This is a genomic window from Sphingomonas sp. 2R-10 (genome assembly GCF_030062225.1).
In the GTDB taxonomy this organism is placed as follows: domain Bacteria; phylum Pseudomonadota; class Alphaproteobacteria; order Sphingomonadales; family Sphingomonadaceae; genus Sphingomonas.
In genome coordinates this window covers 20,665-33,839 of the sequence record NZ_JASCXF010000044.1, presented here as the reverse complement: position 1 = coordinate 33,839, position 13,175 = coordinate 20,665, and the positions used below count along the sequence as shown (strand labels likewise).

17 protein-coding genes and 1 tRNA gene are annotated in these 13,175 nt (G+C 69.7%); 9 read left to right on the top strand and 9 right to left on the bottom strand.

Going from position 1 to position 13,175, the window contains the following annotated elements; translation table 11 throughout:
• From QLH51_RS16910 to QLH51_RS16900, 3 genes are all read left to right on the top strand, one after another.
• The coding region (locus QLH51_RS16910) for a hypothetical protein (protein WP_164516223.1) at positions 1-432 on the top strand (432 nt) is incomplete at its 5' end.
• Complete coding sequence (locus tag QLH51_RS16905) at positions 429-872, top strand: hypothetical protein (RefSeq protein WP_125661502.1); 444 nt, start codon at positions 429-431, stop codon at positions 870-872. The genes QLH51_RS16910 and QLH51_RS16905, both read left to right, overlap by 4 nt.
• Positions 860-1,270, top strand: a complete 411-nt coding sequence (locus QLH51_RS16900) for a hypothetical protein (protein WP_125661499.1) — start codon at positions 860-862, stop codon at positions 1,268-1,270. The genes QLH51_RS16905 and QLH51_RS16900 overlap by 13 nt, the downstream gene beginning before the upstream one ends.
• 7 nt (positions 1,271-1,277) lie before the next feature.
• Here the strand turns inward: QLH51_RS16900 and QLH51_RS16895 are convergent, their stop codons facing one another.
• From QLH51_RS16895 to lepA, 6 genes are all read right to left on the bottom strand, one after another.
• A complete protein-coding gene (locus QLH51_RS16895) occupies positions 1,278-1,961 on the bottom strand; it encodes a hypothetical protein (protein ID WP_125661496.1) in 684 nt (227 codons plus the stop codon).
• A gap of 89 nt (positions 1,962-2,050) precedes the next feature.
• The gene (locus tag QLH51_RS16890) at positions 2,051-2,671 is read right to left on the bottom strand and encodes an ATP-binding cassette domain-containing protein (protein WP_125661493.1); all 621 of its coding nucleotides are present in this window, start codon (positions 2,669-2,671) and stop codon (positions 2,051-2,053) included.
• On the bottom strand, positions 2,661-3,350 hold the full coding sequence (gene modB / locus QLH51_RS16885; RefSeq protein WP_125661490.1) for a molybdate ABC transporter permease subunit: 690 nt from the start codon (positions 3,348-3,350) through the stop codon (positions 2,661-2,663). Before modB ends, QLH51_RS16890 begins: the two co-directional genes overlap by 11 nt.
• Entirely contained in the window at positions 3,350-4,096 is a 747-nt protein-coding gene (modA, locus tag QLH51_RS16880; RefSeq protein ID WP_206429252.1) for a molybdate ABC transporter substrate-binding protein, read from the bottom strand. The genes modB and modA overlap by 1 nt, the downstream gene beginning before the upstream one ends.
• A gap of 93 nt (positions 4,097-4,189) precedes the next feature.
• Positions 4,190-4,495 carry a phasin family protein gene (locus tag QLH51_RS16875; protein WP_206429251.1) on the bottom strand — a complete coding sequence of 102 codons (306 nt, stop codon included), beginning with the start codon at positions 4,493-4,495 and terminating at the stop codon, positions 4,190-4,192.
• 617 nt (positions 4,496-5,112) lie between these two features.
• Entirely contained in the window at positions 5,113-6,921 is a 1,809-nt protein-coding gene (gene lepA / locus QLH51_RS16870) for a translation elongation factor 4 (protein WP_164516222.1), read from the bottom strand.
• 165 nt (positions 6,922-7,086) lie between these two features.
• Between lepA and QLH51_RS16865 the strand changes: the two genes are divergently transcribed.
• From QLH51_RS16865 to QLH51_RS19965, 5 genes are all read left to right on the top strand, one after another.
• Positions 7,087-7,163: transfer RNA gene (locus tag QLH51_RS16865), tRNA-Pro, on the top strand.
• A gap of 584 nt (positions 7,164-7,747) precedes the next feature.
• On the top strand, positions 7,748-8,812 hold the full coding sequence (locus QLH51_RS16860) for an extracellular catalytic domain type 1 short-chain-length polyhydroxyalkanoate depolymerase (RefSeq protein ID WP_125661477.1): 1,065 nt from the start codon (positions 7,748-7,750) through the stop codon (positions 8,810-8,812).
• 39 nt (positions 8,813-8,851) lie between these two features.
• A complete protein-coding gene (locus tag QLH51_RS16855) occupies positions 8,852-9,235 on the top strand; it encodes a YraN family protein (RefSeq protein WP_164516221.1) in 384 nt (127 codons plus the stop codon).
• Positions 9,236-9,287: 52 nt separating this feature from the next.
• The gene (locus tag QLH51_RS16850) at positions 9,288-9,542 is read left to right on the top strand and encodes a hypothetical protein (RefSeq protein ID WP_164516220.1); all 255 of its coding nucleotides are present in this window, start codon (positions 9,288-9,290) and stop codon (positions 9,540-9,542) included.
• Positions 9,451-9,705: a DUF6869 domain-containing protein gene (locus QLH51_RS19965; RefSeq protein WP_443018846.1), complete on the top strand. Its 255-nt coding sequence runs from the start codon at positions 9,451-9,453 to the stop codon at positions 9,703-9,705. The genes QLH51_RS16850 and QLH51_RS19965 overlap by 92 nt, the downstream gene beginning before the upstream one ends.
• A gap of 175 nt (positions 9,706-9,880) precedes the next feature.
• On the opposite strand, the gene QLH51_RS16845 is transcribed toward QLH51_RS19965, so the two are convergent.
• Genes QLH51_RS16845 through QLH51_RS16835 form a run of 3 tightly spaced genes read right to left on the bottom strand, consistent with a single transcriptional unit; the run spans position 9,881 to position 12,296 of the window.
• Positions 9,881-10,750: a general secretion pathway protein GspK gene (locus QLH51_RS16845; RefSeq protein ID WP_125661474.1), complete on the bottom strand. Its 870-nt coding sequence runs from the start codon at positions 10,748-10,750 to the stop codon at positions 9,881-9,883.
• Positions 10,747-11,280: a type II secretion system protein GspJ gene (locus QLH51_RS16840; RefSeq protein ID WP_125661471.1), complete on the bottom strand. Its 534-nt coding sequence runs from the start codon at positions 11,278-11,280 to the stop codon at positions 10,747-10,749. Before QLH51_RS16840 ends, QLH51_RS16845 begins: the two co-directional genes overlap by 4 nt.
• Positions 11,277-12,296: an ABC transporter substrate-binding protein gene (locus tag QLH51_RS16835; protein ID WP_125661468.1), complete on the bottom strand. Its 1,020-nt coding sequence runs from the start codon at positions 12,294-12,296 to the stop codon at positions 11,277-11,279. Before QLH51_RS16835 ends, QLH51_RS16840 begins: the two co-directional genes overlap by 4 nt.
• Positions 12,297-12,313: 17 nt before the next feature.
• Between QLH51_RS16835 and gspN the strand changes: the two genes are divergently transcribed.
• Positions 12,314-13,006 carry a type II secretion system protein N gene (gene gspN, locus QLH51_RS16830; RefSeq protein ID WP_206429250.1) on the top strand — a complete coding sequence of 231 codons (693 nt, stop codon included), beginning with the start codon at positions 12,314-12,316 and terminating at the stop codon, positions 13,004-13,006.
• The last annotated feature ends 169 nt before the right edge of the window (positions 13,007-13,175 follow it).

Sequence of the window (13,175 nt, the reverse complement as noted above, 5' to 3'; positions counted from 1 at the left end):
CCGATCGATCGCGCCGCCGCGCTGGTGGCGCTGGCGATCGTGGCGACGCCGCTCGCCACGCTGGGCGGTGCGACGCTGCTGACCGCGCGGGTGCGGGACGATGCCGCGGCTCTCAACCGCCGGGCCGCGCCGCGGGCCGCCGATCACGGCACCCGGCAACGCGCCCGTGCGCTGCTCGCCACGGCATGGCGGCAACCGGCGCTCGGCACGACCGTCGAGGCGATCGCCCGCGCCCTGCCGCCCGACGCCGCACTGCTGCGCGCCGAACGCAGCGGCGCGGGCGCGGTGTCGTTCGAACTGCTGGCGCCCGATCCCGATCGCGTGCTCGCCGCGCTGCGTCGCGACCCCGTGCTGGCAGGCCTGCGTGCCACCGCGCAGGCACGCGCCGACGGCGACGGCCGGATGCGCATCACGCTGGAGCAACGTCCATGAATCCGCGGCTGCCGCTGATCGCGCTGGGGGTCGCCGCGCTGCTCGCCATCCCGACCCATGCGGCGCTCGACACCCTCGCCGCCGCCCGTGCCGATCGCGACGCCGCCCGCGTCGAAGCGACCGCGCCCGCCACCTTCATCGCCGACGCCGCCTTCCCCGCCGACGGCGTGGCGGACGCGCGCACCAGGATGACCGCGCGCGTCCGCGCCGATGCCGCGCGCGGCGGCGTGCTGGTCGAAACGCTTGACGCCGACACCACCGCGCCCGCCCCGCTTGCCGTGCTGACGCTGCGCGCGTCGGGGAGTGAAAAGGCGGTGCTGGCCTTTGCCGACGCGCTGGAGCGCGGGCGTCCGACGGTCCGCATGGCGGCGTGGCGGCTGACCGCCGCGCCGGGCGGCGTCCGGCTCGACGCGCGACTGGTGGCACCATGGCGGGGCTGACCTTCAAGGACCACGCGCTGATCGCCGTCGCCGTGCTGGTCGCGCTGGTGGTGCCGCCATGGCTGTTGCGCGCGCCGCCGCACGGCACCACCGCGCCATCCACCCCGCCGCCCCTGACGACACCGTCGGCCCCGCCACCGCTGCGCGCCGCCTTTGCCCGCACGCTGTTCGCCCCGCCCGCCGCCGACGCGCTGCCCGACGACGCGCCGCAACTGCTCGGCGTCGTCGGACGGCTGGGCCGCGATGCCGTCGCGCTGGTCCGCGGCGCGGAGGGCACCCGCACCCTGTCCCCGGGCGACAGCATCGACGGCTGGCAACTGCGCAGCCTCGCGATCGACGCCGCCTATTTCACCCGCGGCAGCCAGAGCGCGCGCGTGCCGATGGCGGGCGGGGAATAGGCGTCACCTACTGATACGTGGTGCGGATGCGGGTCTCGTTGTCCATTGTCCGATCGGACAATGGCGGCAGATAGGCGTCGCGCGTTGCCGACATCGGCAGCACCTTCGGCGTACCGCCCGGTGCCACGGCGACCGCGCCGGCCAGCGACTGCTCCGTCCGGTGATAGAAACCGAACCGCTTGCTCGCACAGCCACCGATCGCGTCGAACATGCCGATCAACGGCATCGCCAGCAGCGATGCCTTCGCCTTGGCCATTGACACCATGACCCGGCATTGTAGCCGCAGGTCACCCAGCCGCCGGTCGTCGATACGCGTCCCGCTCGACAATATGATCGGGCGCAGCGACAGGTCGGATGCCTGTGCAGGCGCAGTCAGGAACCAGCGCCCCTTGGGCACCGGTGCAAAGGCGATGCGGCCGTTCCCATCGATCGTCACCGGAATCTCCCGCCCGGCCGCATCCATCAGTGCCAGTTTCACCCCGTCCGCGCGCACGCGCTTGTTCCCGCGCCATAGCTCGAACTGTAGCACCCCCTGCGGCGACAGTTCGATGCGATCCTCCGCAAACCGGGCCTGTGCCGCGCGCAGGATCTTCGCGTCGACCCGCATCGGCCGATGTCCGGTGACGACGATCTCCGCCCCGCCCGTATCGGAGGCAGGTTCCTGCGCCCCTGCCGACGTCGCGAGAACCATGGCTCCCCAAGCCAGCCACCCCATCCGCATCGCCGAACTCCCAATTGTTTCGTATCCGATATCGACGGTGGATTATGGCGAAAGGATGGTCACATCGCCACGATCCGCGTCGCCAGCCGCTCGGCCTCCGCCGCGTCGTGCGTGACGTACAGGATCGGCAGGCGCAGCGCGTCGCGCAACCGCTCGATCGTCGCCATCACCTCCTCGCGCCGCGCGCGGTCGAGCGACGACAAGGGCTCGTCCATCAACAGGAACCGCGCGCCCGACAACAATGCCCGCCCGATCGCCACCCGCTTCGCCTCGCCGCCCGACAGCGTCGCCGGCCAGCGCTGCAGCAGCGCACCCAGTCCCAGCAGGTCGACGATGTCGTCATAGCCGATCGGCGCGGTCCCCCGCCCCATGCCGTAGCGCAGGTTGGCGGCGACCCGGCGGTGCGGGAACAGCCGCGGCTCCTGGAACACATAGCCGCAGCGGCGATCCGCCACCGCCATGTCGATCCCCGCCGCGGCATCGAACAGCGTGACCCCGCCGACACGGACATGACCGGCCGCCGGGCGCAGCAGTCCGGCGACCATGTTGAGCACGCTTGACTTGCCCACCCCCGACGGGCCGAACAACACGGTCAGCCCGGCATCGCGTCCATCGTCGGGTACCACCGCTCCGACCACCGCCTCGCCCAGCCGCACCGTGACCGCGATATCAAAGGACATGGACGTTCCGCCCGCCGCGCCGCGCCAGCCATTCGGACACGACCAGCGCCGCCAGCGACAGCGCGACCGACATCCCCGCCAGCCGCACGACGCTCGCCTCGCCGCCCGGCACCTGCAACGCGCTGTAGATGGCGAGCGGCAGCGTCGCCGTCTCCCCCGGCACGTTCGAGACGAAGGTGATCGTCGCGCCGAATTCGCCCAGCGCCCGCGCGAAGCCCAGCACCATCCCGGCCAGCACGCCGGGCAGGCTGAGTGGCGCGGTCACGCTCCAGAAGACCCGCGCGCGGCCGGCGCCCAGCGTCCGTGCGGCGCTTTCCAGGCGCCGGTCGACCCCCTCGATCGACAGGCGGATGGCGCGGACCATCAATGGCAGCGCCATCACCGCCGCCGCGATCGCCGCCCCGCTCCAGCGGAACAGCACGCTGACGCCGAACCACGCCTCCAGCCAGCGGCCGATCGGCCCGGCGGGCGCGAACGCCAGCAGCAACAGCCAGCCGGTGACGACCGGCGGCAGCACCAGCGGCAGGTGGACGATCCCGTCGAGCAGCACCCGCCCCGGAAACCGCCCCCGCGCCAGCGCCCATGCCAGTGCATAGGCGATCGGCAGCGCCGCCAGCATCGCCACGCCGCCGATCTTCAACGACAGCAGGACGATCGCCCATTCGGCGCCATCGGGCATCAGCGCGGCGTGAATCCGTATTTGACGAAGATCGCGCGCCCCTTCGGGCTGACGAGGAACCGCCGGAACCGCTCGCCATCGACATTCCGCGACGCCTTCAGCCGCGCGACCGGATAGACGATCGGGGGATGGCTGGCGGCGGGGAAGATGCCGACGACGCGGACCTTCGCCGACGCCTTCGCATCGGTCGCATAGACGATGCCGAGCGGCGCGGCCCCGCGCTCGACCAGCGCCAGCGCGGCGCGGACATTCTCGGCACGCACCACCGACGGCGCCACCGCATCCCATGCACGCAGGCGGGTCAGCGCCGCCTTGCCATAGCGGCCGGCGGGCACCGCATCGGGATCGGCCATCGCCAGCCGTCCGCCGTTGAGCGCCGGCCGCAGGTCCACCCCCGGCCGCAGCGCGACCCGCGCCGTGCCGGCGACCGGCGCGACCAGCACCAGCCGGTTGCCGAGCAGGTTGACCCGGCTGCCCTTCGCCAGCAGCCCGCGCCGGTCGAGATCGTCCATCCATTCGACATCGGCCGACACGAACAGGTCGGCGGGCGCACCCGCCGCCGCCTGCCGCGCCAGTGCCGAACTGGCGGCGAACGACAGGGTCGGGCGCGGATGGCCCTGCTTCGCCCACGCATCGGCGGCGGCGTTCATCGATTCCTGCAGGCTTGCGGCGGCCAGCACGACGGGCGGACGCGGCTGCGCGGTCGCGGGCACCGCGAGCAGCATCGTCGCCAACAGCAACATCATGCGCCGGATCATCACGTTCCCCATTCCTCTGCCGGCGTACCGCCTGCGACCGCGCCATGGCGGCACGATCGGCGACGGTCAACGGTGCGACAGTCAGTCGCGACCGGTCACCTGCCCTACGGCATCGCGGCCGAACCGGGCGATCATCTCGCCGACTTCGCGCGCCTGCGTCATCGAACGGGCGCCCTGGTCGCGCAGGTAATCGGACTGGATGCGCATCACCTCGCTCAGGTCGCTCGCCTGCGCCGCGGCACGCATCGCCCGGAACGCTTCCTGCGTATTGGCTTCCGCCTGCGACAGGATGGTCAGACCCAGCTGCGATCCGTTTTCGGTCATCGCGCTGCCGGCGGCACGCATCCGCTCGGTCGCTTCGGCGGCAGGGTTGGTGGTATCGGCCATCATGCGCTCCTGTTGCACTTGAAACTCCCCGTACCGGGGACTCTCCGGATGCTGGATAGTTCCCCCTCGATCGACCGGCGAATCACGCGATCGCCCCCCGGAAACCCCGTGACGATCCGTAGCAGGCCTCGATTCTGACATTTTCCTGACTGTTGCGAAATTTATTTTCGCTTCATCGCGGCGCAACAACCGGTCATCGCAGGTGCGAAAAGGGACGCCGCATCAGTGGCATTACGATATGTTCTTCAACGGATCGCTCTTTTTGCAATGCAGCAGATTTGCCGTGCCTCGCCAGGGCTCGCTCGCTTTTCCGCGATTTTCCAACGTTTTTCGTGGCGTCGCATATTTGCAATCGTCGCTTTTTGGGACAATCTTCTGTCGGACAAGAACAGGAAGGTGAGAGGATGCACAGCAAATATTCGGGTCGTACCACCATGGCCACCCTCGCCGGCATGACCGCGCTGGGCTGGGCCGGCGTCGCGTTGACGGTGCAGATGGTACTGCGCATCCTCGGCTGACACAGGTCGGCATGGAATCCGGAAAGGGCCGGCGCCGTCATGGCGCCGGCCCTTTTCATTCGGGCGGTCGTCCGAAAACGCGCGGGTCCCGACGATCTCTCAGTTATCGTCGCCCATGCGCAACGCGGCGATGAACGCTTCCTGCGGGATGCTGACCGACCCGTATTCGCGCATCTTCGCCTTGCCCTTCTTCTGCTTGTCGAGCAGCTTGCGCTTGCGGCTGGCGTCCCCGCCATAGCATTTCGCGGTCACATCCTTGCGCATCGCGCTGATCGTCTCGCGCGCGATCACCTTGCCGCCGATCGCCGCCTGGATCGGGATCTTGAACAGGTGGCGCGGGATCAGTTCCTTCAACCGCTCGACCATGCCGCGCCCACGCACCTCGGCGGTGCCGCGGTGGACGATCATCGACAGCGCATCGACCGGCTCCTCGTTGACGAGGATGCTCATCTTGACCAGATCGCCCTCGCGATAGCCGATCTGCTCGTAATCGAAGCTGGCATAGCCCTTCGACAGCGACTTCAACCGGTCGTAGAAATCGAACACCACTTCGTTGAGCGGCAGTTCGTAGGTCGCCTGCGCCCGCCCGCTGACATAGGTCAGGTTCAACTGGATGCCGCGCCGGTCCTGACACAGCTTCAGGATACCGCCCAGATATTCGTCGGGAACATAGATCGTCGCCTTGATCCACGGCTCGCTGATCGTCTTGATCTTGTTGACGTCGGGCATGTCGGCCGGGTTGTGCAGGTCGATCTCGGTCACGCCCGCCGGATCGGGATGGGTCAGCTCGATCTGGTACACCACCGACGGCGCGGTGGTGATGAGGTCGAGGTCGTATTCGCGCGTCAGCCGCTCCTGAATGATCTCCAGGTGCAGCAGTCCCAGGAACCCGCAGCGGAAGCCGAAGCCCAGCGCCGCCGAGCTTTCCATCTCGAACGTGAAGCTGGCGTCGTTGAGGCGCAGCTTGCTGATCGATTCCCGCAGCTTGTCGAAATCGGCGGCATCGACCGGGAACAGGCCGCAGAACACCACCGACTGCACTTCCTTGAACCCCGGCAGCGGCTCGGCGGTCGGGCGCCGCGCGTCGGTGATCGTGTCGCCGACCATCGTCTGCGCCACTTCCTTGATCTGCGCGGTGATGAAGCCGATCTCGCCCGGACCCAGGTCGGGAAGCTGCTCGATCTTCGGCCGGAACGCCCCGACCCGGTCGACGAGGTGCGTCGTGTCGGCGTTCATGAACTTGATCTGCTGGCCCTTGCGGATCGACCCGTCGATCACGCGGATCAGGATGACCACGCCCAGATACGGGTCGTACCAGCTGTCGACCAGCATCGCCTTCAGCGGCGCGGCCGCATCGCCCTTGGGCGGCGGAATCTGCTCGACGATCGCGTCGAGGATCTCGTCGATGCCGATCCCCGCCTTGGCCGACGCCAGCACCGCGCGCGACGTGTCCAGCCCGATCAGGTCCTCGATCTCGGCCTTCACCTTTTCCGGCTCGGCGGCGGGCAGGTCGATCTTGTTGATGACCGGAATGATCTCGTGATCGTGCTCGATCGACTGGTAGACATTGGCCAGCGTCTGCGCCTCGACGCCCTGCGCCGCATCGACCACCAGCAGCGCGCCCTCGCACGCCGCGAGGCTGCGCGACACTTCGTAGGCGAAATCGACATGCCCCGGCGTGTCCATCAGGTTCAGGACATGGCCCTTCCATTCCAGACGCACGGTCTGCGCCTTGATGGTGATGCCGCGTTCCTTCTCGATGTCCATGTTGTCGAGCACCTGCGCCGACATCTCGCGCTCGGCGAGGCCGCCGGTACGCTGGATCAGCCGGTCGGCAAGCGTCGACTTGCCATGGTCGATATGGGCGATGATCGAGAAGTTGCGCAGTTTGTCGAGCGGAGTGGCCACGGTCACACAATCGAAAAGAGGTGGGGTCGCCCGGCCCCTAGCAGCTTCCCCGCCAAAGCCAAACAGTCGCCCGCGCGAATCCCGCTTGCGGACCCCGTGACCGCCCGCTATAGGCGCGCCTCCAAGCAACGGCCGGGCGGCGAAGACGCCCCGCCGATACTCCGTCGGGGAGTAGCTCAGCCTGGTAGAGCACTGCCTTCGGGAGGCAGGGGCCGGAGGTTCGAATCCTCTCTCCCCGACCATGGGTCCGCCGCGCGGGCGGCCCGGATCGCCGATATGATCGGCACGACCCCATCAAATCCTTGCGGCTTTCCGGCGTTTTGTCGTCACGCATGGCCGTTCATCGTCGGACGGATCGCGGCAGCGATATCTGCCGTATGCCGCAGCCACTTCGGCCCGATCCATCAGGGCATCGCTGTGGCTGCCGTTGTTGCTCGCGCGCTGCCGGCATCGTTCGCCATCGGTCTTGCTGCCGGAATAGCGACGAACCGGATCGGCTCGACCACCGCGCGCAAGCCCGGCAGCGCAAGACCTCTGCAAAAGTCTCGATTCCTCGCCTTCTCCCGTACCCCCGCGCAGGCGGGAGTCCAGGGTCACGAGCGCAAGCCGTTGTTATGCTTGGCTCTGCCCCCCCGCCCGCACAGGGGGTACGGTGCACTTTATGGATGGGTTCGAGACTTTTACAGAGGTCTCGCAACGCCCGGGTCGTGGACCTCGCCTGCACCCGCCGGTCGCAATGCCTATTGTGCAGCGCAGCATGAACGCCATATCGTGACGATCGAGGCGCTGGTTCGACCGCGTCGCTCCTTTGCCCAAGGTACCGCCCATGCCGCCGATTTCCGAAACGATCCAGCAATTCCAGCGCCTGCGACAACGACATGCGGCGCCGGCCGTGGCTGACCGGCTGCACGACCTGACCGGCTTCGCCCCCGATCCCGGCAATCTGCGTGCGCGATTGTACGTCCCCGCCACGCTGCGTCCCGGCGCCGCGCTGGTGGTGGCGCTGCACGGCTGTACGCAGGACGCCGCCGGTTACGACCACGGCACCGGCTGGTCGACGCTCGCCGACCGCGAAGGCTTTGCCGTGCTGTTCCCCGAACAGCGTCGCGCCAACAACGCGAACCTGTGCTTCAACTGGTTCGAGGATGCCGATATCGCCCGGATCGGTGGCGAGGCCGAATCGATCGTCGCGATGATCGACGCGGTCGTGGCGCAGCATGCGATCGATCCCGCGCGGGTGTTCGTCACCGGGTTGTCGGCGGGCGGCGCGATGACCGCGGTGCTGCTGGCGACCTGGCCCGAACGCTTCGCCGCCGGCGCGATCATCGGCGGCCTGCCCTATGGCACCGCGATCGGCGTCCGTGCCGCGCTGGAGCGGATGCGCGGCCAGCCCGCCGCCGCGCCGCGCGCCATCGCCCCGGCCGCGGCCATGCCGCGCATCGCGATCTGGCACGGCACCGCCGACCCGACCGTCGTCGTCGCCAACAGCGACGCGCTGGTCGACCAGTGGCGTACCGTCCATGCGCTTCCGACCGAACCGACCGAACGCACCGGTGCCGCCAACTGGTCGCGCCGCGCGTGGCAGGACGCCGCGGGCAGGACGCTGGTCGAGGAATGGCGCATCGCCGGCATGGGCCACGGCGTTCCGATCGACAGCCATGGGGGGATCGGTGCCGCCGGGCCGTTCATGCTCGACGTCGGCCTGTCGAGCACGCTGGAGATCGCGCGCGGCTGGGGCCTGACCGGCACGGCGGCACCGGCGGTCGACGCGAACCCCCGCCTCGAACGCATCACCCCGGCCGCGAGCGCGCGCCCGGCCGCGCCGACGCCCGCCAGCGGCGTACAGGCCACCATCGAAAAGGCGCTGCGCTCGGCCGGCCTGCTGCGCTGACCGCTTGCCGCCGCACCGGCGGCGCGGCACAGTCCGCCGGTGCTCGTCCGCCCGCCCCGCCCCCGCTCGCGCGCGTCGCGCATCGCCGCCGACGATGCCGGACGCCGCGGCGAGCGGATCGCCGGCTGGTGGCTGCGGCTGAAGGGCTGGCGCATCCTCGCCCGCCGCGTGCGGACCAGGGCGGGCGAGGTCGACCTGATCGCGCGCCGGGCGAACCTCGTCGCCTTCGTCGAGGTGAAGACCCGCGCGACCGCGACCGATCTCGACCACGCGATCGACGAACGCCGCCTCGCCCGCGTGGCGGCGGCGGCGGAAATCCTCAGCGCCACCTATGCCGAGGGCTGCGACGTCCGCATCGACGTCATCCTCCTCGCCCCCAGCACGCCCCCGCGCCATATCGAGAATGCGTGGATCGGCTATTGAGCGATGTCGCGGCGGCTATCGCCAAGTAGCGGACATGCCGAAAACGTGTCAGATGACCCTCATGAAAGGCACCCCGGAGCAGATCGCATCAGACTGGATCGCCTACACGCGGCTTGACCCAAACAAAGCGCCGGAGAATGTCCATGAGCGTGGCTGGGTCATATATGACGCCTCTTATGATCAGCCAGTACTAGCTTGGAAGGCCATCAAGGCTGTTGTCAGCCGCTACTCCGAAGGCGAGCTATTTGCCGGAATACGAAACGGAAGCGAAGCGCATCCTTGCCAACACAGCCGCAGGGCCTCTTGAGAACCTTCTTGCCGAACACGGTATCGACTTCATCGAGAGCGTCGAGGTTGAAGCACGGCAGGACCGCCGTATGTTGTGGACTGTCGGATGTGTTTGGCGGAACAGCATGTCCGAAGATGTTTGGATACGAGTGCAGCGAGCGGCCAGTAACATTCCTCGATAGCGTTACGGCAGCTTCCCACCCTATTCAGCCATTCCCGCTTTCCTACAGCCGCCAGACCTGCGAGCATCATCGCTGGCCGTCCTCCGGCGACGCTCTTTGACACTGCCATATCGCCCCTGACGCCAACCGCGCACAAAACGCGGCGAGTGTGACCTTTGTGACCTTTGGCGCTCGCCTACCCGCCGAACCCCGGCACTTCCGGCGGAATCGCGGCATTGCGCCATCGTTCCACCGGCACCGTCACCGCGCCGCCCTCGCGCTCCACCCGCTGGATCAACGTCGCGCCCTGCTGCACCGTGCCGCCGATCGTCGCACGGGTGCGGACCCAGTAATGGTCCGACTTGAACCGCGTGCCGCCGGGCGCGGTCACGTCCTCGCGCGCCAGATCGTCCTTCGACAGATAGCCCTGCCGGTTGCGCGCCGCGATCAGGCGCGCGGCCTTTTCCGGTTCGAACAGCACCGCCATCAATTCGGGCGTCGCCGCGTTCAGGTTGATCGCGGTATCGCCCGGCAGCGCGGTCACCATCCGCGCCAGCAACTGCGCCTGTTCGGGTGGCAGGAACACCGCCAGCGGCCGCAGGTCCTGCACCGGTCCGCGCTCGCGGATCAGCGCCATCGCCGCCACCGCCTTCTCCTCCCCGATCCCCGCCGCCGCCGCGATGCGCAGGAACAGCAGCTGCGGGATCGGGTCCAGCTCGCGCCGCACCGAATTGACGTTGAAGCGCCCCTCGGCATCGGCGATGGCCAGGTCGAAGCGGCCGCCGTCGATCGCGATGCCGTTCTCGCTGATCGCGCCCCATGGCTCGCCGGGATAGTCGGCCTCGGGCGCCACCCGCGCATCGCGTTGCAGCGCCGACAATGCCGACAGCTCGCCGCCGCGCACGATCGCCAGCGCGCGCGACGCCTCGCGCGAGCGGATCGACCGGTCGAGCGCCACCTCCTCGCGGTTTATCATCAGCAGGACCAGCCCGCTGGCGATCGCCACGAACATCAGCACGTTGACCAGGATCATGCCCTGTTCGCGCGTCGGCACGTCGCGGTTCATGTCGTCTTCGCCGGTATCGGCAGCGTGACGATGCGGCGCAGATTGCCGCCGCCTGCGCCGCCGACGTGCAACTCGACCACCACCGCGCGCGGCCAGTCGAGCGCGCGGTCGGGTGCCGGCGGCCAGCTGTCGCGCCAGCCACCGTCGAAATAGCGCCAGCGCGCCGCGCTCACCTGGTCGAGCACCAGCTGCGCCCGGCCATCGACCACCCGCTGCAACTGCCCGTCGGCGACGCGATATCCGACGCCGATCGGCGGCCCGCCCAGCCCCGGCGCGGCCCGCCGGAACCTCAGCCCCGCCGCGTCACCGCCCATCGGCCCCGGTGCGATCTGGTCGAGATCGCTCGACACCACCACCATCGCGCGTTGCAGGTCGGCGACCCGGTCGAGCCGCGCCTCGGTCCGCCCGTCCACCCCGATCACGCTGTCGACCAGCGCGAGGCCCGCCACCGCGATCAGCGCGAACAGCCCCAGCGAGATCATCAGTTCGAGCAGGGTGAACCCGCCCTCGCCGGGCGAACGCGGCGTCATGCCCCGCGGCTCTCCGCCACCTTGTCGTACACGCCGTTGGTGGGGACGAGGATCGCGAAGTCGCGCGCACAGCTGCCGTCCGAACGGAAGCGCACCGGCCCGGTCACGCCGTCGAACCCGGCCTCGCGCAGCACGCCCTCGCGCGTCATCTGGTCCGCCTCGCGCAGCGTCCGGGCGATCAGCGCCGCATCGTTGCCCAGCGCCGCGATCGCCCCCGGCCGCCCGCCGTTGCGCGCGGCATAGGCGGTGGCGAAGGTCGCGAACTTCGTGGGGTCCGGGCTGGCGATCCACGCCCCCTCCAGCGCGGCCAGCGCCTCGGGCCGGTAATCCAGCGCCTGCATCGTTGCCAGTAGTTGCATGCCCCGGGTCTTCAGCACCGGCGCCAGCGCCACCGCCGACCCGGGCACGAACGCCGCATCGCCCTCGACCCCCGGCGGCAGCGTCGCCCCCGTCACCGGCACGATGGTCATCCCCAGATCACCCTCCGCCGCGCGCGCCGCCGCGACCGATGCCTGCGACCATGGCGTGCCGTCGTCGACCGCCACCACCCGGCGCACCCCGCGCGAACGGGCATAGCCGAGGATCGCCGCCGTCGCCTGTGCCGGGGTGATGCCGAACACGAACGCCCCGCCGCCGCGCGCCGCGGCATCGTTGGTCAGCGCGACGACCGGCACCTGCGCGCCCACCGCCGCGGCTACCGCCCGCGTCTCGGCGGCCGACAAGGGCCCCAGCACCAGCCCGGCGCCCCGCTTGACCGCCGCCCGCGCCGCATTCGCCGCGCCCGCCGGAGTGCCGCCGGTGTCGAGCACGCTCAGCGCCGCCGCATCGGTTTCGGCAAGCATCGCCGCATTGCGTATGCTAATGCCCAGCGCGGAACGGTCTCCGCTCAGCGGAACCAGCAACGCGGCCGGGCGCTTGCCCCGCTTGGCAGCCATCAGGGGGGACGCGGCCGATGCCACCGACGACAGCAGCACCGCATCGCGCAGCAGTCCAAGCGTCGAGCGCCGCGATTGCATTGTCGAGTCCTTCGAGGTTGCTGGCACGCCGGCGTAGTATCCGCTTCGCCGCGCTCGGCATAGCCTCGTTCGCGGTCGCGATCGTCGCGACGCTGCCCGCCAGCCTGATCGCGGGCAATACCGACTGGCGCAGCGGCGTCGGCGGCACGGTGTGGAACGGCGAGGTCGGCATCGCCGGGGGCAGCCGCCTCGAATGGCATTTCGCGCCGTTGCGCAGCCTGACGAGCCTCGGCTTCGCGGTCGACTGGACCGCGACCGGCGCCGATACCGATCTGGGCGGACAGGCGCTGATCCGCCCCGGCGGCGTGCGGCTCGACCGGGTGAGCGGTTCGGCCGACGCCTCGCTGCTGGCGGCGCTGCAACCCAACCTGCCCTTCGCGTGCGATTCGACGTGGCAGGTCGACCTGCCCGTCCTGTCGACGATCGCCGGGTCGGCGATGGCCGACGGCCGCATCGCGATCGATCCCGGCAACTGTGTGACGAAACCGGGCAACGTCGCCACACCGACCCCGGCGATGCTGCTGACCGCCGAGCATATCGGCACCCGGACCCGCGTCCGCCTGGCCCCCGAAGGGCAGCGCCGCCGCACGCTGATGGACGCCACGATCGAGGAGGACGGGACCCTGCGCTTCGCCATGACCGGCGACGGCGCGGCGGTGCTGCCCTTCACCGGCCTGCCCGCGGGTGCGAGCGTCCAGGGCAGTTTTTAACCGCCCCCCTCCGCGACGTCATCCCAGCGAAGGCTGGGATCTCCCGGTGATAGCACGGGACGAGCGCCGCTTGAGGCCCCAGCCTTCGCTGGGGCGACGTTTCGGGCACAAGGTACCGTTACCACCCCCGTCAGGACTTGGCGGGACTGCCGCCACGCGATAGCTCTCG

Bases quoted from the DNA above. Each gene is read 5' to 3' on its own strand.
- QLH51_RS16890 (WP_125661493.1), bottom strand. From the start codon at position 2,671: ATGTCCTTTGATATCGCGGTCACGGTGCGGCTGGGCGAGGCGGTGGTC.
- QLH51_RS16845 (WP_125661474.1), bottom strand. From the start codon at position 10,750: ATGAACCGCGACGTGCCGACGCGCGAACAGGGCATGATCCTGGTCAAC.
- QLH51_RS16840 (WP_125661471.1), bottom strand. From the start codon at position 11,280: ATGACGCCGCGTTCGCCCGGCGAGGGCGGGTTCACCCTGCTCGAACTG.
- QLH51_RS16860 (WP_125661477.1), top strand. From the start codon at position 7,748: ATGCCGCCGATTTCCGAAACGATCCAGCAATTCCAGCGCCTGCGACAA.
- QLH51_RS16850 (WP_164516220.1), top strand. From the start codon at position 9,288: ATGACCCTCATGAAAGGCACCCCGGAGCAGATCGCATCAGACTGGATC.
- QLH51_RS16895 (WP_125661496.1), bottom strand. From the start codon at position 1,961: ATGGTTCTCGCGACGTCGGCAGGGGCGCAGGAACCTGCCTCCGATACG.
- QLH51_RS16905 (WP_125661502.1), top strand. From the start codon at position 429: ATGAATCCGCGGCTGCCGCTGATCGCGCTGGGGGTCGCCGCGCTGCTC.
- modB (WP_125661490.1), bottom strand. From the start codon at position 3,350: ATGCCCGATGGCGCCGAATGGGCGATCGTCCTGCTGTCGTTGAAGATC.
- modA (WP_206429252.1), bottom strand. From the start codon at position 4,096: ATGATGTTGCTGTTGGCGACGATGCTGCTCGCGGTGCCCGCGACCGCG.
- QLH51_RS16900 (WP_125661499.1), top strand. From the start codon at position 860: ATGGCGGGGCTGACCTTCAAGGACCACGCGCTGATCGCCGTCGCCGTG.
- QLH51_RS16835 (WP_125661468.1), bottom strand. From the start codon at position 12,296: ATGCAATCGCGGCGCTCGACGCTTGGACTGCTGCGCGATGCGGTGCTG.
- QLH51_RS16875 (WP_206429251.1), bottom strand. From the start codon at position 4,495: ATGGCCGATACCACCAACCCTGCCGCCGAAGCGACCGAGCGGATGCGT.